This window comes from Algoriphagus sp. (assembly GCF_046296635.1).
In the GTDB taxonomy this organism is placed as follows: Bacteria; Bacteroidota; Bacteroidia; order Cytophagales; family Cyclobacteriaceae; genus Algoriphagus.
Genome location: NZ_JBKBKZ010000001.1, coordinates 383,115 through 404,032, shown reverse-complemented (window position 1 = coordinate 404,032; position 20,918 = coordinate 383,115). Strand labels below are relative to the sequence as shown.

20 protein-coding genes are annotated in these 20,918 nt (G+C 39.3%); 1 reads left to right on the top strand and 19 read right to left on the bottom strand.

What is annotated here, in order from left to right:
• Positions 1-24: 24 nt before the first annotated feature.
• From ACK4HU_RS01835 to ACK4HU_RS01775, 13 genes are all read right to left on the bottom strand, one after another.
• Positions 25-693 carry a CAP domain-containing protein gene (locus tag ACK4HU_RS01835; RefSeq protein ID WP_409803128.1) on the bottom strand — a complete coding sequence of 223 codons (669 nt, stop codon included), beginning with the start codon at positions 691-693 and terminating at the stop codon, positions 25-27.
• Between the two features lie 155 nt (positions 694-848).
• Positions 849-3,146: a PAS domain-containing protein gene (locus ACK4HU_RS01830; protein WP_409803127.1), complete on the bottom strand. Its 2,298-nt coding sequence runs from the start codon at positions 3,144-3,146 to the stop codon at positions 849-851.
• A gap of 366 nt (positions 3,147-3,512) precedes the next feature.
• Entirely contained in the window at positions 3,513-3,761 is a 249-nt protein-coding gene (locus tag ACK4HU_RS01825) for an acyl carrier protein (RefSeq protein WP_409803126.1), read from the bottom strand.
• Positions 3,762-3,765: 4 nt separating this feature from the next.
• Positions 3,766-6,801, bottom strand: coding sequence for an efflux RND transporter permease subunit (locus ACK4HU_RS01820; protein WP_409803125.1), 3,036 nt, complete (start codon positions 6,799-6,801; stop codon positions 3,766-3,768).
• On the bottom strand, positions 6,801-7,844 hold the full coding sequence (locus tag ACK4HU_RS01815) for an efflux RND transporter periplasmic adaptor subunit (protein ID WP_409803124.1): 1,044 nt from the start codon (positions 7,842-7,844) through the stop codon (positions 6,801-6,803). The genes ACK4HU_RS01820 and ACK4HU_RS01815 overlap by 1 nt, the downstream gene beginning before the upstream one ends.
• A 3-nt stretch (positions 7,845-7,847) precedes the next feature.
• The gene (locus ACK4HU_RS01810) at positions 7,848-9,200 is read right to left on the bottom strand and encodes a TolC family protein (protein WP_409803123.1); all 1,353 of its coding nucleotides are present in this window, start codon (positions 9,198-9,200) and stop codon (positions 7,848-7,850) included.
• A gap of 52 nt (positions 9,201-9,252) precedes the next feature.
• Positions 9,253-9,870, bottom strand: coding sequence for a TetR/AcrR family transcriptional regulator (locus ACK4HU_RS01805; RefSeq protein WP_409803122.1), 618 nt, complete (start codon positions 9,868-9,870; stop codon positions 9,253-9,255).
• 85 nt (positions 9,871-9,955) lie between these two features.
• Positions 9,956-11,824 (bottom strand): monovalent cation:proton antiporter-2 (CPA2) family protein, encoded by a 1,869-nt coding sequence (locus ACK4HU_RS01800; RefSeq protein WP_409803121.1) that lies wholly within the window; start codon positions 11,822-11,824, stop codon positions 9,956-9,958.
• A gap of 3 nt (positions 11,825-11,827) precedes the next feature.
• A complete protein-coding gene (locus tag ACK4HU_RS01795; RefSeq protein WP_409803120.1) occupies positions 11,828-12,394 on the bottom strand; it encodes an NAD(P)H-dependent oxidoreductase in 567 nt (188 codons plus the stop codon).
• A 16-nt stretch (positions 12,395-12,410) separates the two neighbouring features.
• Positions 12,411-12,644, bottom strand: a complete 234-nt coding sequence (locus ACK4HU_RS01790; RefSeq protein ID WP_409803119.1) for a (4Fe-4S)-binding protein — start codon at positions 12,642-12,644, stop codon at positions 12,411-12,413.
• A 274-nt stretch (positions 12,645-12,918) separates the two neighbouring features.
• Positions 12,919-13,413 (bottom strand): hypothetical protein, encoded by a 495-nt coding sequence (locus ACK4HU_RS01785; protein WP_409803118.1) that lies wholly within the window; start codon positions 13,411-13,413, stop codon positions 12,919-12,921.
• A gap of 65 nt (positions 13,414-13,478) precedes the next feature.
• Entirely contained in the window at positions 13,479-13,823 is a 345-nt protein-coding gene (locus ACK4HU_RS01780) for a hypothetical protein (protein ID WP_409803117.1), read from the bottom strand.
• Positions 13,824-13,890: 67 nt separating this feature from the next.
• The gene (locus ACK4HU_RS01775; RefSeq protein ID WP_409803116.1) at positions 13,891-15,378 is read right to left on the bottom strand and encodes a glycoside hydrolase family 32 protein; all 1,488 of its coding nucleotides are present in this window, start codon (positions 15,376-15,378) and stop codon (positions 13,891-13,893) included.
• Positions 15,379-15,451: 73 nt separating this feature from the next.
• Here ACK4HU_RS01775 and rfbA point away from each other — a divergent pair, with 73 nt between their 5' ends.
• On the top strand, positions 15,452-16,312 hold the full coding sequence (gene rfbA / locus ACK4HU_RS01770; protein ID WP_409803115.1) for a glucose-1-phosphate thymidylyltransferase RfbA: 861 nt from the start codon (positions 15,452-15,454) through the stop codon (positions 16,310-16,312).
• Between the two features lie 118 nt (positions 16,313-16,430).
• On the opposite strand, the gene ACK4HU_RS01765 is transcribed toward rfbA, so the two are convergent.
• The 6 genes from ACK4HU_RS01765 to ACK4HU_RS01740 form a co-directional block, all read right to left on the bottom strand.
• Positions 16,431-16,862, bottom strand: coding sequence for a two-component system response regulator (locus ACK4HU_RS01765; RefSeq protein ID WP_409803114.1), 432 nt, complete (start codon positions 16,860-16,862; stop codon positions 16,431-16,433).
• A 190-nt stretch (positions 16,863-17,052) separates the two neighbouring features.
• Positions 17,053-17,934, bottom strand: a complete 882-nt coding sequence (locus ACK4HU_RS01760) for a CorA family divalent cation transporter (RefSeq protein WP_409803113.1) — start codon at positions 17,932-17,934, stop codon at positions 17,053-17,055.
• Positions 17,935-18,029: 95 nt separating this feature from the next.
• The gene (locus ACK4HU_RS01755; RefSeq protein ID WP_409803112.1) at positions 18,030-19,049 is read right to left on the bottom strand and encodes a hypothetical protein; all 1,020 of its coding nucleotides are present in this window, start codon (positions 19,047-19,049) and stop codon (positions 18,030-18,032) included.
• 2 nt (positions 19,050-19,051) lie between these two features.
• A complete protein-coding gene (locus tag ACK4HU_RS01750; RefSeq protein WP_409803111.1) occupies positions 19,052-19,363 on the bottom strand; it encodes a DUF3817 domain-containing protein in 312 nt (103 codons plus the stop codon).
• Entirely contained in the window at positions 19,360-19,896 is a 537-nt protein-coding gene (locus ACK4HU_RS01745) for a hypothetical protein (protein WP_409803110.1), read from the bottom strand. The genes ACK4HU_RS01750 and ACK4HU_RS01745 overlap by 4 nt, the downstream gene beginning before the upstream one ends.
• A 270-nt stretch (positions 19,897-20,166) precedes the next feature.
• Entirely contained in the window at positions 20,167-20,691 is a 525-nt protein-coding gene (locus ACK4HU_RS01740; RefSeq protein WP_409803109.1) for an acyl-CoA thioesterase, read from the bottom strand.
• Positions 20,692-20,918: the final 227 nt, after the last annotated feature.

Genomic DNA, 20,918 nt, shown 5'->3' with positions numbered 1-20,918 from the left:
CCAAGATATTGATCAGGTATTGAATCAATCTCCTCCAAAGTTTTGCACAACCTTGAAATATGGCATATTGTAAAAACTTTTTTCTAAGTACACACTAGCCCCGCATCCAAGGGTGGTGAAGTTGGGGTTAAGTATATTCTGACGATGTCCGGGAGAATTCATCCAGAGATTCACAACCTCTTTTGCAAAAGAAATGTAGGTATGTGCTGGGATAGTTTCTTTTTTTGAAGTAAATGCATAGGTGAATTCACCGGCGCGATAGGGAGGATTTACCTTCCTACCATTCTCGTATTGAAGTCCATAGGTTGAGCAAATATTCTCTCCATAATGCTGTGGATTTATTCCTTCTAAATGAAAACGGTCCAGAACAGTACGCTTGATTCGAATCTGGCTTGTATGGGAATAGAATCCATATTTTACCATATCCTGAGCATGACCTGAAGCTATTTTTTCAATGCTTGGATGAAATTTGAACGGTTTAAGTTTAGCTTTTTTTCGCTCTTCATTAGTCACAAAAAATATTGCTGCATGGAGTAGAGGCAAGTCCACTTTCTTGAAATCAATGACCTGGTAAAGTGCCTCAATTCTATAAAAAGTCGATTCATCAAAATCCTTATAAAAGTCAGCTTTCCAAGATTGGGATTTAACAACAAAGGGAATTAAAATAAAACTTAAGATCAGCAGTGTTCTCATTAGTAAGAAGCTTTCTTCCTCTATGACGAAGTCCTTTAGAAATTATTTCTTTTGAGCTGATTATTTCTTTTTCAATGGTTTTAGACCTCAATTTCGGGTTAAAGATTACTTCAATTTTCCTCTGGTAAATAATGTAGTCAAGGGTCAACTGGCAGTTACTTCTTAATCGTAAAGGTAAATTCAGAACCTTCGCCCACATTGGATTTTACATGTATTTCTCCCTCTAGGTATTCTACCGCTTTTTTTACGATGGCCAGCCCAATACCTGTTCCATTCACATCACGTTGTAAATGAAGCCTCTGGAAAATGATAAAAATCTTGTTGAAATACTCTGGATCAATCCCTATTCCATTGTCCACCACAGTAAATTCCCAATGATTGGTTAGTTCCCTAGATTTAATCGAAATCTCCGGTGGGGTGTCCGACTTGGAATATTTTAGGCTATTGCCTATTAGATTCTGAAAAATTTGAAGGAGTATAGTTCTATAGGATTTGATGGTAGGGAGTCCTTCATAGTTGATTGTGGCGTTTTTCTCATGAATGATTTTTCTTAAATATTGCTTGATTTGATCAATCATTTGATTAACAGGTAGGATCTCCTTGGTTTCAGTCATTTTTCCAACCCGAGATAATTCCAGCAGATCCAAAATAATATTTTGCATTTGTTTGGCGCCATTGGTAGCAAATGAAATATATTCCAATGCCTTGGTGTCAAGCTGATGCTGATATCGACGCTCCAATAGGCCCATGAAGCTGGTAATCATTCGAAGAGGTTCTTGCAGGTCATGCGATACCACGTAGGCAAATTGTTGAAGTTCGTGATTGGAGACAGCTAATTCCTTCACATTTTTCTCCAATTTTTCATTGAGATTTTTCAGGGACTCTTCATATTCTTTTTGCTTTGAAATATCCTGCATCGCCCCGACTACTCGGGTGATATTGCCGGCTTCATCTCGGATAAAAAGTGCCTTATCCTGAACTTTGGTGTAATTTCCGTCACTTTTAAGAAACCGATATTCTTCAAGCCAATTACTATTTGAACAGTTTGGTTGAAAATATTTCTGTATGAGCCGGTAGATTCTTTTTCGGTCATCAGGGTGTATCAAACTCAGAAGAAAATCAAAACTTGTCTCTGTTTTCTTCGGATCATAGCCGAACAGCTCAAGAAAACCCTCTCCCCAATACAGGTTGTTTTTTTTCATATCAAAATCCCAAATGGCATCATTTGTTGCCTTAGTGACCATTTGGTATCGCTCGATATGCTCTAAGGTGGACTTGCGGCTTTCTACCAATTCGGTGATATCCTGACCTGTTCCAAAAATGCAAAGCTTGTCCTTATAGATTAGCCTAGATACAGAAAAGAAAAATGGAATATCTTTGCCTGATTTGGAGTTTATCGTGAGAAAAACATCCTGATTTCCAACTTCAATTACTTTTTGAATTTGAGCATTGACTAATTCTTTATCGTTTTTTCCGAAAAAATCCGATGGTTTCATGCCTGCAATCTCCTCGAAACCAAATTCTGATATTTTTTCAAATTGATTATTCCAAAGCAAAAACTTACCATCTGAATCAAAAAGAAAGAATACACTTGGGAGTTGATGTAGAATTGACTGATTCAGGCTGATTTCCTCGTTGAGTGCTTTTTCTATGGCTTTTTGAGAAGTTATTTCCACCATCATTCCCTGAAGTTTTTTGGGCTTGCCGTTTTTCGAAATAACTTTTACGCGGTCGTTGAACCAAATAGTCTTTTTGTTTTTAGTCAAAAAGCGATAATCAAAAGAGTGATCCTTTAATTTTTGAGTTTCTGAGTGACAAAATTCAATCGAATATTGACGGTCCTCAGGATGGATATGATCTTGCCAAAAGGTCTTTGACGCCATCCATTCTTTTTCAGTGTAACCTGTAATTTGCTCAACTTGCGGACTAATGTAGGAGAATTCAAAAGTTTGGGCATCTGCCTCCCAAAAAACCCCATCAAGATTTTCTATCAGTGTACGATTCTTACGCCTTACTTTTTTAAGTTTCTCTTTGGTTTGGATAAAATCTCCAATGTTTTGAAATACCCCAATGAGTTTTTTTTCTCCCGTGAGGGGGTCTTGAATGACAGTTGCTATAGATATAATCCAAATGACTTTACCCTCGTTTGTAATCAGTCTTTTCTTGACTTTGTATTTCTGCAAGGAGGAAACGGTCTTTTCCATTTCGGAGCGTACTAGATCTCTGTCATCTGGGTGTATCGTCGAAAGTGCCAGATCAAATGTAACTTCAAATTCTTGAGGACGATACCCCAACATTCTGAAGACACCATCAGACCAGACAAGTTGGCCAGTTGTCAGATTGTATTCCCAGGTACCGGATTGGGTCAATTTCTCGAATTGTTCAAGAAGGATGTCTTTGGAAGTCGATTGATCTGTCAGGACCAGTGAACGAGCAGCGTTTTGTAGGTTCATCTTTTGCACTTAAATATCCCTCAGTTTGATACCATACAAGTATTGGCAGAAAATTGTATTCCAAATTTTTTTATGCACTTATAGGAGTTTGAAAAGGGAGGGTCGATAGATCTTTCAAAAATGCAAATAGTATGGTTTGGGTAAAATTTACTGTTTTGAAATGTAAATTAAAACCCTAATGCCTAAACCCCGAAACTCGCACAAATGTGGATATTCGGGAGATAGTGTTGCGAATATCCACAAGTAAAAAATGCCTTTAATGATTTCAAGCTCACAGGATAGGGCCAGGTCAAAGCTCTATTCATGAGTCAGCTTTCAAAGAAATTTTTGAAATGTTGCGCTGGAAAGCCCTTTAAAAAAGGTTGATCAATTGTCCTGAGGAATTGTCAATAAAAGTCTAATAACTTCTTTTGGTGTACAGGCTTTCCTTAGCATTTCATCCTGAAGGATAATGTGAAGATTGTACTCCAGTTCGAAGATCAGTCCGTTAATAAATACAGGATCCATATTGAGTTGTTGGATAAAGTGATCATTTTTTCGCTGACCGGATAAAGTGATGCCATAAGAGTGGAAGACTACTACTGCTTTTTTGAGTTGAGAAAAATGTTGGTTCATATTTTCAGATTTTTGGAGGTAATAATTTATACATCACCGGGGTGACAATTCGTGATAGTAATGTGGAACTGATCAGACCGCCGATGAGCACTATAGCAAGTGGAGAAATCAGTGGATTGGTACTTAAAGCAATGGGAGTTAAACCACCAATGGCCGTAATAGTTGTCAAAACGATCGGCAAAAATCGAATTTCTCCTGCCTCACGAATTGCAGCATCTAAAGGTTTGCCATCTTGTCTAAGTTGATTGGTAAAATCCACTAATAGAATGGAGGTTTTCACTTCTATACCTGCCAACGCTATCAATCCTATAATCGCTACAAAAGAGAGTGAATTTCCTGTAATCCATAGGGCAACAAGAGCTCCAACCATTCCCAGAGGAATTACTGAGAGAACGATGATGGTGCTTTTGAAAGTTTTAAACAGTAAAATTAGCACAGCGATGAAGAGAAAGACCGTGATGATGATTACTGTGTTAAATCCTGCAAATGATTCTTGTCGAGTTTCGTATTCTCCGCCCATTTTGAAGGAATATCCTTCGGGTAATTCAAATTGCTTCATTTTGACGATGACTTCATTGATTACTCTATCAGCCAGAAAGCTTTGATCTACAAAAGCAGTCACAGAAACAGACCTGGATTTGTTGTAGTGATCAATTGTCAGGGTGCTACTTTCCAATTCTAGGTTCGCAATTTGAGAAAGTGGAACGCCAGCTCCTTGTTGATTGGTGATGAAGAGTCCATCAAGGTTGGCAAGCGTAGCTTTTTCGACGCGAGGAGAAGAAAGTAAAATGTCTCGTTCTTGACCTTTTTGGTCTGTGAATGACCCCAAATTCAATCCAGCCAGTGCAAGTCTGACGGTAAGATCTACTTCAGCTATATTGACTCCTAGGTGTCTGGCTTTGTCTTTTTGAATAGCCACCCGTACGTCGGTTTTGAGGTTTGCAACAGGATTGTTAACATAAATAGTCCCGGGTGTATCCTTGATCAATTGCTCTACTTTTGCGGCTAAGGCTCGGAGGGAATCCAAGTTTTCTCCTGAAAGCCGTACTTCTACAGGCGCTGTAACCGGGGGTCCTTGTTCAAAATTTTTAACCTCCACCTTTGCCCCAACAAACCCTGAAAACTTTTGCTTGAGTTCCTCAATCACTTCCATTTTACGTGGTGGAGATGTTTCGGAGTCCAGCTGAACAAAGATCTGCGCATAGTCTGTCCGTTCATTTTCAGGAATTTCATTGTAGTAAATCCGGGGATTTCCCTTTCCTACGTTTGTGGCGTAGTTTTTTAATTCTGGAACCTGATTTAAGTCTGCTTCCACTTTTCGAGTGATTTCGTCAGTGGTGCCTAGATTGGATTGAAGTGGAGTGGTAATATTGACCAGAAAGGTGGGTTTTTCCGAAGGAGGAAAAAGACTAAATCCAATCAAAGGAAATAATCCCATGGAAACGATGAAGATCACAGCAGCGAGAATCAAAGTCTGTACTGGTTTGCGAAGCGCACGTTCCAAAAGTGGGGCATAGGTGGCATGAATCCCTCTTTGGAACAAATCAAAGATCTTGTTCGAGTGGTCGGCCCCTTTGTCTTTGAGCATCCATGTGGAAAGAAACGGGATGATCGTCAAGGAAACTAGCATCGAAGCAAGTACACTCATGATGACAGCCATTGGCAAACTGCGAACGAAATCCCCTGATCCCTCAGGAAGAAATACAAGCGGAAGAAATGCAATGATTAAGGTCACCGTGCAGCCTACGACAGATAATGATATTTGCTTGGTGGCCTTGAGGGCGGCTTCCTTTTTAGAAAACCCTTCACGAATCCATCGCTCAATATTTTCCACTACCACGATGCTGTCATCTACTAAAAGTCCCAACGCAACAACAAGTCCAACAATGCTGAGTTGATTCAATCCAAAACCCAATGCATTCAACAGTACCAATCCAATGGCAAGTGACAATGGAATAGAGATCATCACGATGATTGAAGCACGATTGCCAAGGGGCAGCAAAGTTATAAATACAAGACCAATAGCAATAAGGAAATCAAAGCCCAACCCGTTGAGCCTTTTATTGACGTAGTCAGCCTGATCAAAAGCAATGATCAAATCGATGTTTTCAGGGAGTTCACTTTTTACTCTTTCTATTGCCCATAGGTATTTTTCCTGCACATTGGAGATGTTATTGCCTTCTTTCAAAGCGGCCGTCACAAAAATTGATCGATAGCCATTCAGTCGCGTAATGTGCTTTGTATCCTCAAAATCATTTCTGACCTCAGCTACATCTTTGAGTTGGATTGATTTCCCCTGCACAGAATAGATGATTGTTTCGGCGATTTCTTCGGCAGACGTATAGTTTCCACTCGTTTTCACATTGAAGCTTTTGCTACCTGCATCTATTTGGCCGCCGGGAATATTGCTCAATTCGCTTTGAATATTACCGATGATTGCATTAATGGGAATATTCATCTCAGCAATTTGATCCAATTTGAGATCCACTCGGACGATTTGATTAGGAATTCCAAAGAGGTCAACTTTCTTCAATTCAGTGATTTTTTCCAGCTCGTCTTTTAGTCGATCACCATATTTTTTTAGGTTTTCCCGTGATGCATTTTCGCTGATCAGCGCAATTTGTAGGATGTTGACATCAGAAGGACGGACTTTGTTGATTTTGATTGAAAAGATATCCTTGGGAAGTTCAGGACGAAGCGTATTGACCTCTCGGACAAGTTCTTGATATTTTTCATTTACATCTTCGTTGTAGTTGTACTCAACTACCAAAACGGCAACGCCATCCTTGATCTCGGTTTTGATTCGTTTGATATCTTCCAAACCATAGATTACTTTCTCCAGAGGATCGACTATAAGCTCCTCCATATCTTCGGGGCTTGCACCCGGATAGATCACAATGACAGGGAATTGTGGCGATTCGATCACAGGATCCTCACTTCTTGGCATATTGAAAAAAGTGGTGAGACCGACGGCTACAGTCATCATGAAGATGACCAAGGTGAATTGGTAATTTTTTACCGCAAAATCAGAGATTCGCATCAGTCCTTAATTTGAATTTTGGAACCATCTGTAAGGTAGGCGCTACCGGAAGTAATCAGTTTGCTGTGATTTTCCAGTCCTCCAAGTACTTGAACTGAGTTTTCAGCAATTCTCCCGAGTTCAACTTTTATTTTCTTGGCAAGTTGATTTTCATCTGTGACAAAGACATATCCGCTGGAGCCCTCTGCATCAAGAAGGGATTCATAAGGGATGTTCCATCCCGCTTTTTGCAAAGTTGGTTTGACCACAACTTTACCAAACATGCCTGATGCTAAGCTTAGTTTTTTCGTATTCTCGGGAGCTACCTCGACCCAATATGAACCAGTCAATGGGTCAGCAGACTGACTTTTCCTGATCACTTGTCCAGGAATGCTGTCTAACTCAGGAGAAAGTATAACTGCCGGATCTCCGATAGAAATTGTACTCCAGTTTTGATCATTTACTGTCGCTTGTAGCACCCAAATTCCTTGACTTGCGCCGTTGATTTGAAGGACTGAAGCACCGGAACTTACCTGTTGTCCAGCATTGACAAATTTCCGGAGCACAAAGCCATTTTGAGTGGCTCGAATCTGAGAATAGGACAGGTTAAATTCTGCGGTCTTCAACTGCTGTTCAGCAATGTCCAACGCCGTTTTACTATTTTGGAATTGCTCCAAAGTGGCCACACTATCTCGATAAAGCCTTCCACCACGTTCGTGATCCCGGAGTGCTTTTTCATAGGCAAGTTTGGATTGATTCAATCCTGCTTGAATCTCGGTTAAATCCAAGGTTGCAAGTACTTGTCCCGTTTTGACAGCATCACCTTCTTGCACAAAGAGTTTTGAAATGATTCCGCCGACTTTAAAGGAAAGAATAGTTTCATCCTTTGTGGAAAAAGTACCACTTGCAGTGATAGGCGCTGAAAAGCTCGCCTGCTTCAATTCAATCACTCTCACAGGAATTATTTCTCCTTTAGTGATTGGTTTTTGATCAGATTCAGATTTGCCACATGCAAAAAGAATAGAAGTCAATGTCAGGATTGATAAAAGGGTTGTATATCGCATGGCTTAATAAGTTTCGGAAGTGAGTTGTCGCTCCAGCATGGCTAGGGATTTGAGAAGGTTATATGAGCTAATGTTTTTTTGGAGGGAAGCTTGAGTTAATTGGCTTCGTGCGTCGATGAATTCAATCAGAGAATTAGTTCCTTCTTTGAAACCTCTTTCAATTAATCTGAAATAGGCTGCAGACGAATCCAGTTTTTTATCAGCTGATCGGACAGATGCTTGATTTGATCTGACTTCATTTTTTGTAAGCTGAAGGTCCAGTGATAATTTGCCCTCGAGCAATGCTTTTTGATTTTGAAAAGACATCAATCCGAGCTCATTTCGGTTAATTTGATTGCGATTTCTTCCACCTTGAAAAATGGGCATACTCAAGTTTAAGCCCCAAATCGCATATCTTGACTGCTGGTCAAAAGCCCAATTAAAACTCTGTGAACCAAAATCCGCAAACGTATTTACCTTTGGAATCCAATAGTTTTTACTAGCTCTGATTGCTGTTTCCTGAATGCTTGTCGCTGTTTGAATTTGCAAGAATTCTGATCTTCCTCTAAGATCATTTTCTTCCATTAGCTCGGACAATTTGGAAAAATCAGCATGCTGATCTTCAAAAATCACCTCGGCTTCAACAGGTTTATTCAATAAAAAATTGACATAGTTGGCTGCATTTCTTTTGCGGCTTTCAGCTTCGATGAGCAGGGCATTGATATTTTCTACTTCGCTTTCTGCACGGAGGACCGAAGAGGGGAGACCCTTTCCATTTTTCAAAAGAGATTGATTATCCCGCAGGTTTTGTTCGACAAGTCCTTGACTACTTTTGATGACTTCTATTGCAGTGTGAGCAGCACAAAAATTGAAATAGGCCACTTTGATATCTTGAACTAGGTTTGCCTGATAGACTTTCAGCTCAAATTCCGATAGCAAAACTTGCTTTTCTCGTATCTGACGTTGGTAAATCAAGTCTGTATTGAGAATCGGCATGGAAGCACGAAAGCGTGCATCATAGAAATTATCCGGTAAAAACTGCTCAGAAACGTTTTCTAGTTTGGGGAAAGCTGTCGTTCCTGTTAGTTGATTTAGTGTGGAGTAAACCGGATTTAACAAATCGCCAATTGGAAAATCGATTGTCCGTCCTCCGGCCGCTAGTGTGTAACTCGCTCCAAAGTCAAGACTTGGAAGGAAGTAACTTTTCGCATCTTTTAGAGTCAGAAGTGCTCGTTGGAGCTCAATGTTTTTGTCTTTTAGGATTAGATTATTTTCTAAACCCTCTTGGATGTAGTGATCAAGGATTGACTGGGCTTTAGCCACTGATAAGGGACTAAAAAACAGATACCCCACAATTAAAAGAATGGTTCGCTTCATTATTATTCGGTGTTATAATTTTAAACAGTGTTTAATTAGAAGGCAAATTTTTTTAGAGTTTATCCAGAATCTTGAAAAACTCTTCCAATCCATCCCACACAATTGTATCCTGACGGTGCGGAAGGACAACTTCACATCGCTTTCTTATATTGAGTGAAACCATACCATGAACAGTAGACCAGATCATATAAGAAACGGCTTCAGCATCGTGACCTTTGAAATGTCCTGCATTTATACAATCCTCAATGGTCAATCGTAGGTAATTGAAAGTTCCGCCGCCTTCTTTCCAATGGTCATGCTCAGAATTGAATACATGGTCCAAAGGTGCTTCCTTGATAAACATAAGATCATACATATCAGGATTTTCCATAGCAAAGGTTATATAAATACTTCCCATTGCTTTCAGTCGCTCCATAGGGTTTCTAACGGAGGCCAATACCTGCATTTTCTCCATCAATTGAAGAAATCCACCCTGATGAAGCGCATGAAAAATCTCATTCTTATCCCGGAAATAATGGTAGATGATCCCTGGACTATATTCGATTCGATCGGCAATATTACGAATGGAAGTCTTCTCTACTCCTTTTTCAAGGAACAGTGATTTTGCGGCAACTAATATTCGTTCCCTCAATTCTTCTTTATCCCGTTCTTTACGATCTGCGATTCCCATTAATTTTTATTAAACATCCAAATGTAATTAAACAGTGTTTAATAATCAATATATTTTTAAAAATAAAAAAATCTTGCCTCGCAAGTTATTTATCCTTCATCTGATCACTATCCCAAGCGTGGTCATTGAGTGAGAACTTTTTGGAAAGCTCTCCGCTAAGCATCGCTTCTTGGATCTCAATCTCTTTTCTAACCTTGCTGATGTATTCGTTTTTATTGTCTTTAAAATTAACCAATACCTTGAGTGCCTGCTCGTCATATTCTCGGAATTGATGAGCCAGTCGATTCACAGTGTAAGCTCTAAAACCAAGTTTTGTCAATACATCAACACCCATTCTGATGGATGTGTCCAGATGTTCGCGATAAATATTCCGGATTCCCACTTCCATAAGTTCATAGGCATCAAATCGGTTTTCAGCCCGAATAAGCACCTCGAGATTAGGAAAATGCTCCTGACATATTTTGATAATTCGTTTACTTTGTTCCGTACTTGCGATTGCTGAAACCAGGATTTTGGCTTCCGCAGCACCGGCTGATTCCAGCAAATCTATCCGCGTCCCATCTCCATAGAAAACCTTGAACCCCATTTTTCTCAGGTTTTCAATCCGATCCGGATCGGAATCAAGTATGGTGGCTTCCACTCCGTTGGCACGCAGAAATCGTCCGATAGTGGATCCGAAATTACCGAAGCCCAGCAATATGACTTGATTCTTACTATCTATTGTGTCGGACTCAATTTCCTTTTTTTCCACTGGCTTCTCCAATCGTTTAAAGATTGTTTTTTCAAGCATAACCATCAAAATCGGGCTCAATGCCATACTCAATGCCGTAACAGCCATCAATAAATCCGTGATTTCTTTGGAAAAAATCTCCAACTGAAAAGCAAAAGAATAAGTCACAAAAGAAAACTCACTGACCTGTGCAAGGCCAAAGGCGAAATTTAAATTTTGTTTGGTAGCGAGTTTTTTGGAAAGGCCAAGTCCATAAAGAACCAAAGCTTTCATCCCCATCACTCCAAGTGTAAGAGAAATTACTTTGACCGGGTCACTGCTAATCAGATCGAAGTTGATTGTGGCGCCAACTGCCATAAAAAACAAGCCTAGCAAAAGCCCTTTGAAAGGTTCAAGGTCAGTTTCAAGTGCATGTTTGTAAGGTGAATTTGCCAATACCACCCCTGCAAGAAATGTCCCCAAAGCTGGGCTTAGACCTACGAGTTCCATCAAAAAAGCGATTCCTGTCACTATGAGCAAAGCCGCTGCAACAAACAATTCCCTAAGTCGAGTTTTAACAACCAATTGCAAAAGAGGCCCAAATGCATATCTGCCAAGCAAAATGACAGCTCCAATTGCCAGAAAAATAAATGCAGTTTGCATCCAAGCTGGGAAATCATCCAAAAAACCAGTGTGCTCTTGGCTTCCAATTTCCGATCCCTGACCTATTGCTAAAAGTGGTAGGATTGCCAAAATGGGTATCACAGCAATATCCTGCATGAGCAATACCCCAAAAGACATTTTTCCATCTTTTGTATCCAATTGGTGTTTCTCTTTTAGCGATTGAAGTACGATGGCTGTAGAGGAGAGCGCCATGGAAAGTGCCACTGCAAGACTGATGTTCCAATTTACCCCTAGAGAAATGCCCAATGCGAATAGCAAAACGGAAGTGATCAATACTTGGGAAAGACCCACTTTCAAGATCAGATCTCGCATTTTCCAAAGGTTTTTTGGCTCGAGTTCCAGTCCGATCAAGAAGAGCATCATCACTACACCAAACTCGGTCCCATGCATGATAGCCTGTCCTTCATTTTCATTGGAAATGAATTTCAGAACGTAAGGACCAATCAAAACTCCGGCAATGAGGTAACCAAGGATGGAACTCATTCCTAGTTTCTTTGCAAGAATTACACAGACAATAGCTGCGACGATATAGATAATAGATTGAGCAAAAAAACCTTCCATAGTTTAGTCTTTTTGTGTGAATGGCAATGTGATCTTCTCCGAATCCCGAAGCTCCAAAATCAGATTTCGATATTCGGCCGCTTTTTCATAAAGTTCAGATTTTGAGATTTTATGAGTGCCTCCAATTTGAAAAGAAGGCAAGTAACGCATGTTGCAGAGATATGCCGTCTGCTCAAATGGTCTCAAGAATTCTTCGATTGAAAATCTATTTCTCCCTTCACGTGAATAGACTTCCTCGGCGCCACCGGATGTGATAGCATTGAAGATGTATTTATTTTTCAAAAAAACACCTCCAGGCCCATATGCCCAGCCATATTCAAGCACGAGATCGATCCATTGCTTCATAAGAGGAGGGCAGGAATACCAATAGAATGGGTGCTGCCAGATAATTACGTCATGTTGGAAGAGTGCCTCCTGTTCCTCCTGCACGTTGATATTGAAATCCGGATAAAGCTCATATAGGTCTCGTATCTGAACATTCTCCAGATTTGAGATGGCGTTAATCAGCGCCTGATTTGCATCAGAATGCTCATATTTTGGATGAGCAAAAAGGATTAAAATCTTCCGCATTTGAATGTTTTTCGGATTAAAGGTCTTTACCCTCTTGAAAATAATAGCCTAATGCACCGGATGGGCATTTTTTAATCTGATTAATCAATTGTTCCGAGCTGGCATTTTCGATTTCAATCCAAGGTTTATTCTTAGGTTTGAAAACATTCGGAAGACCCCGAACACATTTGCCGGAGTGAGTACATTTTTCTGGTTGCCAAGTGATGATTACTTCACCATTGCTGTATTCTTTTTTTGGAGCGTTGTTCATGGAAAAATATTTTTATTGAAATCTTATAATTTCAAAATTTAAGGATTTGTTCCCTCGTAACTCTTCTAAAAAACAAAAAAAACTGCACCGGAATCCAGTGCAGGTTTAGGTAATTACTAATCAATCTTCTGTTTTTGGCTTTCTCAGAACGAGATAAAAGCAATAGACTGTAAAACCCAAAATCAAACTTTGGGTGAGGATCGCTAGAATCAAGGCTGAAGTATTCATTGAAAAAGGAAAAGGGTCCCTAATTATTAGGGAGCCCTTTTTGGAATTATTTGGTCAACTGCTGATTAATGATTTTTGCCCAACTGGATGCTAAGACCGTCTCACCCAATAAATCAGAGTATTCCTCAGCTGAATAAATAGGTAATTGAATCGCAGACTTATTCGAATTTTTGAATTGGACCTTCAGCGCTAGATTTTCGAGAATTTTTCTTGAATTGGCAGCATTAGCCGGTTCAAGGTAAAGTTCAGATATATCCACTTTGCTCACTTCAGGTAGTGCGATGGCAAGTTGTTTTCCATTTTCGCCAAAGTCACAATACACAAGTATTTTGTTTTGTTGATCCAAGCCCAAAACGTAGCGATTTCTCCAGTCTTCTTTAATGTTTGGATTCAGGTTTAATCCTGAGATAAACTGATTGAATTTATGTGCAAACTCCTTTCGGGCCTTCTTGCCTTTGAGGCTGTAGTAGAAGAAAATAGCAAAGGTAGCAGCTATAAATACACTTGCCAAAGCAAGTGTAGGAATATCAATATCGAACATGATTTTTTGGTAGTATAAATTAGAAATGTGTTATAAGGTGCTAATGCACAGCAATACAACAGATACTACCAAGTATAGAAGAAGTGTAAAAATGTGATCAAAACATCAAAAAGTGGTTTTGATTTAGAAAAGAAAGCAGGTGAATGATATTGAGAATGGGAGGGAAGCCAATCAATTCCAACAGTAGAATCTATAAATCCAGCGAAGCTTAAATCAGGCTTGAAACTAGGGACATCAGGATTGTTTCCTGAAACCCTCAAGGTTAACTCTGGAGAAAATAATTCACTCAGGACGGACTGATTGTCACTGTGCTCTACACCAGTTTTTACATGTGGTGGAAATGAAAAAGCAGCGGCCAAACCAATCAGCCAAAAGAGGCTAAGGAGTAAAGCGATTTTCTGTTTTTTCATTTTTTTGACTTTCAAATAATCCACAAATCTAGTCTTTAATTAATTGAAAAAACCTAGCGTCTCGGAGCTATTTTTTCAGATTAAAAATTGAAGCATTTTTGATACCATTTGTTAGCTCCACTGTTTTCCAAGGTGAACTTGGAAAAAGTAAGGAAGTCATCACCAATTCTCCATTATTCGCAAAAAGCTCAATCGAAGAAGCATCCAGAAAGATGCGCAGATCTTCGGCTTTCCAACTCATAGGTGCGGAATGCATAGCTGCAAAATCGGGATGAAAAGTAGCTTCTCCGGCATTAGTTCGGTCTATGGATACCAATCCCATTTCTTTGCTGATACTTACTTTTTCGCCGAGTTCATTGGAAAGTACAAGTGAAAATGCATCCGATCCATCAAGCTCAATAAAAAGTTCTACAGCTTGGGAAGGGAGGTTGCTCTTTTCGTTAAATGCAATTTCATCACCTCGAAAACTTTCCAATTCTTTGACCGGAGCTGATTTGAGAAGCAAGGTGCCATTAATGTCAAACAAGCTAAGTTCTCGAGCAAGTGTCATAGCAGATCGCCAAGTAGGAGTAGGGACGACTTGTCCATAAAGCCAATTGCTCATCCAGCCTATGAAGAGTGTACGGGTTTCTTCTTGAGGAAGATTGGACCAAGTCACCCCTGCATAATTATCGGGACCGTAATCCAGCCAACGGATCATGGTGTCATCGGGAGTAAATGTTCCATTTTCAAATTCCCCTATGAAATATTGAGTAGCAGAGCCCTTTTGGGGACCTCCAGGATTGATGCTTACTAATAAAACCCACTTTTGATCACCATTAGGTGCGGTAAATGGCAATAAGTCCGGGCATTCCCAAACTCCACCATGAGCACCGATTCCCTGACCAAAATCACCGGTAAACTCCCAGTTTTTCAGATCTGCTGATTCAAAAAACTGAATGCGATCCTGTGCTGCCAAAGTCATATTCCATCGCTTGGTTCCGTCAGTCTTTTTGATTTCCAAAACCTTTGGATCCCGGAAATCACGAATTCCCTGATTTGGCAGAACTGGATTTCCTTCAAATTTTGTCCAAGTTCTTCCTTTATCGAGGGAGAAAGCTATGCCCTGACTCTGAAAGTCTGTCGCCCCTGATTTTTCACCGACCATATTGTGATAAGTGAAAATGGCCACAATTGGAGGGGAATCGGAAGTTCCCAAACCTGATGTGTTTTCCTGATCATATACTGCACTACCAGAAAAGATATAGCCTAAGCTGTCCGGATAGATCGCAATTGGTAATTCCTCCCAATTGACCAGATCCTTGGAAATTGAATGACCCCAATGCATTGGCCCCCAAACAGTTGAATCAGGATAATATTGGTAGAATAAGTGATATTCTCCATCGAGGTAAAACATCCCATTGGGATCATTCATCCAACCCTTTTCAGGAGTGAAATGATACTCAGGACGAAATTGCTCGGTAGTAGAAGCAATGAAATTGACTTCCTGATTTGAACCGCAGGAATAAAGAATGATTAAAAAGGAAAGGAGCGAAAGGCGAACGTTTGAAATCATTTTCATGGAAGTTTTTTTAAATCTACTAAGCTTAATAGTTTTGGTAATTCATTTCTAACCTTTTTCTTAACATATGAAGGGAATTATTTTGGCCGGAGGATCTGGCACTAGACTTTATCCTCTGACAATTGCAGTCAGCAAGCAGCTGATGCCTGTCTATGACAAACCAATGATTTATTATCCGTTGTCAGTACTGATGATGGCAGGGATTCGAGAGGTCTTGATTATAACTACTCCGGAGGACTCAGCTTCTTTCCAAAAATTGCTTGGAGACGGATCACAAGTGGGATGCCGTTTTGAATATGCCATTCAGCCTAGTCCTGATGGTCTCGCTCAGGCATTTATCATTGGGGAAGAGTTTATTGGGAAAGACAAGGTGGCACTCGTCTTGGGAGATAATATTTTCTATGGATCTGGGTTATATCGGACACTTCAGGAAAATACCAATCCTGATGGAGGAGTGGTGTTTGCTTACCATGTCAATGACCCCGAACGCTATGGTGTGGTCGAATTTGATGAAAACCAAATGGCGATTTCCATTGAAGAAAAACCAGTTAACCCCAAATCAAACTATGCTGTTCCGGGACTTTATTTTTATGATAACGATGTAGTAGATATTGCTAAAAATATCAAACCAAGCCCAAGAGGTGAATTGGAAATCACGGATATCAATAATGAATATCTAAAGCGGGGTAAACTTCAGGTGGCCATATTGAATAGGGGTACAGCTTGGTTGGACACCGGCACCCATCAATCTTTACTTCAGGCCGCGCAATTTGTAGAAGTGATTGAAGAAAGACAAGGATTGAAAATCGGCTGTATCGAAGAAGTAGCCTATCGTAGTGGTTTTATTGGCAAGGAAGAGTTACTTAAGGCAGCAGAAAAATTAGGAAAAAGCGGGTATGGAGTTTACTTGAGAAAGCTGATCCACTAATCCGAAACCTCCGATATCTGGAAATAGACTGAAAGATATAATTTAGAAATAGGGGCCGAGGGAGATTTTCTTCCTCGGCTTTTTTGTAAAAGAACATTTCAATTACCAAAAAACGAGACTATTCCTCGTAAAGGTTGTGCTTAGTTAAAAACTCAAGAATATGTTTTCCGGTAAGAGGTTTGGTGATATAATCTGATACTTCTTTATATGAAAAAGCCTTTACCTTATCACTGGTATCAATAGAACTGGTGATAATCGAGATTAAAAAATGCTTTTTGATTTCCTGATCAAATTTTTTGAACTCATCCAAGAAAGCCCAAGCGTCCATGACGGGCATATTGATGTCCAATAACAAAAGAATCTTCTCACTGAAAAATTCCAAACCGTTTTCACTCACTTTTCTGGTAATTTCTTCGATGGCTATTTTGCCATTTTCAAAACCAAAAATTGGATTTTTGAATTCTATGTTTTTTAGAATTTTGCCCGCTACCATTCTTACGATAGCATCATCATCAACCAAATAGACTTCTCGTATTTTAAATGCACTCATCTTCCCAACTACTTTCAGTTAGCAAATTTATATGTTTAAAGCTATAAAAAATAGGATTTAGCTGATTATAACAAAATTTAATTTTATTCGAGCCTAAGTTTTTGAAAAAATCCATTAAAAACTTATGCCAAATCAAATCTTAGGCGATGAATATTTTGGAGGGGATCTTTAAAAAAATGTAAATCCCTGTTTACATAATTTTTCGACGCTTGAACCAGAAGAAAATAATCGCTGATATTCCTATCATAAATCCCCAAGTGAGGTAATAGCCATATTCCCAATTGAGCTCCGGCATGTTTTCGAAGTTCATTCCATACACACCCACAATGAATGTAAGTGGTAAAAAGAATGCCGAAAAAACCGTCAAGAGTTTCATCACCTCATTATTTTTTTGAGTGGTTAAGTTCAAATGAGTATTTAAAATTGAATTAGCACCATCAATAACTTCTTCATAATGGAGGATTAGATTTATGCAGGTCTCCTTTAAATCCTGTAAATCAGAATAATTGGTTTCGCCTACAACAATTTGATTTAGAACATTTTGCGTTAGTTGAAGTATTTTTTTACTTATACGGGCTTTAGCTTTTTGAAAGTAGAGTGATTGAACAGAAAGCTTGACTTGCCTGCTCAAAAAGATGTCTTTTTCAAATTCATCCATTTTATCACTTAACCAATCCAATGGTGCTTGAAAGGTTAATAACATTTCCTGAAGGATTCTAAGCATTAAACTTTCAGGATTGATAAAATCCTCCTCTGCTAGCTTTTTCAAAAATTCAAAGGGCTTTTGGTGGATAGTGATCAATCGATCTTTACTTACCACAAAAGCAATCTTGTTGGTGAGTTTAGAGACTTCGGAATGGTTATAACTTGGTTCGACAGAATAGGCTCGAAGGATCACAAATGTGGTTCCGTCCTGCTTTTCTATTTTTGGTAAGTGGCCATGTTGAAGCGAATCCTCCAGTAGTTTGTTTTGAATATGATATGGTTCTGTCAGTTCTAGAAGCTCTTTCTTTTTAGGTTTTTCGAGGTCTAGCCATTCAAAACTGCCGCAATTTTTTAGGGTTTGGCTCATAGAGATTTAAGGCTCGGTTTAATGGAATACTAAGCTTGAATATTTTTAATATCGATAAAAGTATCCGTTCACAACTTCGAAGGATTCAGATAAGCTTATCGCATGATTTGTTCCAAACTCAATCGAAGGATTTCCGCCATATTTTGACAGTTAAGAAAATCCGAGTTTTTGTAGTGTTTTGAAAGTTCCTCCCTCAATTGCTCCACATTTTGTATTGGAGCAATTCTGTCTTTTTCCATGGCCTGAAGCACGTCTTCAATTTCCTTATGTGATGACTTGAATCTAGTAGCTATCAATGCCCGCTCTTCCCGCTGATATTGGGCCATCGATTCGGGTGTGATATACTTCATTCCCAACTCAATCAGAATATTATTTTCTTTGAAATATTGCGGAAGGTAGATGGATTTTTTACCCTCATAGGACTGCTGATCAAAGTCAATGGCACGGATGCGGTAGTGGGTTTCCTCAAAATCTGGAGTGACATCTACGACAAAGTTGGAGCTATGCATATCACCTAAAAGTCGCACGAAACAACGTTCGTTGAATTTGACAAATTCTTTAGCAAGCCGAATTGGATTTAAATTGGGATCATCATACAATTGGCGCATGAATTTGTCGCCGGGAATCCCAGCTATATGCTCCTCGATCAGGGTATTTCTATGGACTAAATAGCTGATCCGATTTGGCGAAAGTAAATGCTCCAACTCTAGACCATAGACTCGTGATGCATCCGCATTTTTGATATAGAAATAATCAAAATTATCATTGATTCGATTGACAATCCTCACCCTAAAGGGCTGCGTATTTCCATAAATACACAAGTCAATTCGATCCACATAGAGGTGATTCATCACACTCATGTCACCACCGGCCTTCAGCAAAGCATAAATTTTCTTGACATTCAGGTGTATTTCTTCTCGGTCACTTTGATCGTAAAACACAGTCTCCCAAAGCGTATCCTGGTCTTTGGAGTCATAGAGTGCAATGGAACTGGTGTATCTCAATAATTCATGATAGTGGATAGGAATATCCACTTCTCTGGCATAGTCAATCAGATAGCGCCTTAATCCTTCGCTGATAGAATAAATCTGCTTTTTTCTACTGATTAGGGCCATGACTAGAGGTCCACATGCTGACTTTTCTTCAGGTTTCGATCAAAAATGAACGGCCCAAAAGGCAAGATCGATGCAATAAGTGCAAACAAGGTTCGCCCAAATTCCCATTTCAATTTTGCGGAAGTCGGGAATACGACATAGATGTAAATGACAAATAAAATTCCATGAACCCAACCTACATAGGTAACAGCTAAAGGTTCATCAAACATGTATTTTAAGGGCATTGCAATAAATAAAAGGATCAAGAAAGAGGTTCCTTCGATCAAGCTGATCCATTTAAATCGTTTGGCCCATATGGTTTGTTCTGTGTTCATTTTTTTCCTGGTGTGAGGTTAAAGAGTACCTGAAGTGAGGTCCAAAGTTTTACCTTAAGTTTTTTATCTTCAAAAATCTGACTCAGTGAATCAGCAAAAAGGAATTCTGTTTCAGATTCAGAATGAACTTCATAGAATTGATCAAACAAGGCATTAATTGGATGCTTGATTCGCCCGAATTTCAGCACAATATGAGCATTTATTGAATAGAACTCTTCCATACTTCTACCTTCCAAAACTTCGGAAGAAACCATTCCAACTTCATTCATGGAGTGACCTACAGCCTTGATCATGTTGACCAGCATATCCATTACCTCGGATTGAAGTACATCTTCTTCATGAAGGATCAAAATACCTTTTGTGAAATTACCTCTTATCGGTATGGGTTCAATAATAGGTTCATTGTTGGTCACTTCTTGTGCTATACCTGATTTTCCTGAAAGCTGTGCTAAAATGGCTTCTCTGTCTTCAGGAATTAAATAAATTTCTTCCGTCAACAAGGATTGAAGTTCTTGGATACTGTTATTTTCCATGGGAGGAAGTTGGTTAAAAATTGGCGCTTGGCAAAGCTTGATATCAATTATTAAATGAGGTTTTTATTCAACGGAAATGTTAAAACAATCGACACAGAATAGTCAAAACAATTATAGATCCTCTTCTTAAATCAAGATTTACTCAAAATCAGTAAATGCCGGATTTCAATTTCCTCACATCCTTGTAATATTTTAAATCCAATGCCTGAACTTAATCAAGATCATTTTGTCACCAAGGATTTTTGAAAAACCCCAAATAATCACAACAGTTTATTTAATATCCAGGTTGAAAATAGATCTCAGTTCCACCGCATCTTCAGGTTTCATTCGCTTGGCCAAAACCAATCGAAGTTGTCTTCTTCTCAGCGCACCTTCAAATAATTCTTTTTCCTCTTCTGATTCAGGTGATACCTCGGGAACTTCAATAGGTCTTCCATTTTGGTCCACTGCAACAAAAGTAAAAAAGGCACGGTGGGTCATGAGTTTTTTCCGAGCAGGGATATCTTCTGCAGTGACTTCAATAAATACCTCCATAGACGAGTTGAATGCTCTTGTCACTTGAGATCGGAGGGTTACGACATTTCCAAGATTGATGGGCTGCTTGAATGAAATGTTGTCAGCTGATGCCGTGACCACGATGCGATTGGAATGTTTCTGTGCGGCTATTGCAGCCACCACGTCCATCCAGTGCATCAATCGACCACCCATGAGGTTGTTGAGTGTATTTGTATCGTTTGGAAGGACCATTTCAGTCATGATGGTCACAGATTCTTTGGCAGGCTTTTGCTTTGTCATAAAATTGAATTTCAACAAAAATAGAAATAAAATTTCGCCAGTCTAGGGAAAAAGTCGAATTTCAGAATATTATATTGTTAAAAAAGAAGTTAGATTCAAGATATAAGAAGTTAGTACTTCCTTGCTTCCCAACATCCAAACCTCCTACTTCCAGAGAAAACTGCCAACTGCGACTGCCTACTCACCACTTACAATTGACCATTTACCCCTCTGAAAAAGTAAGCAGT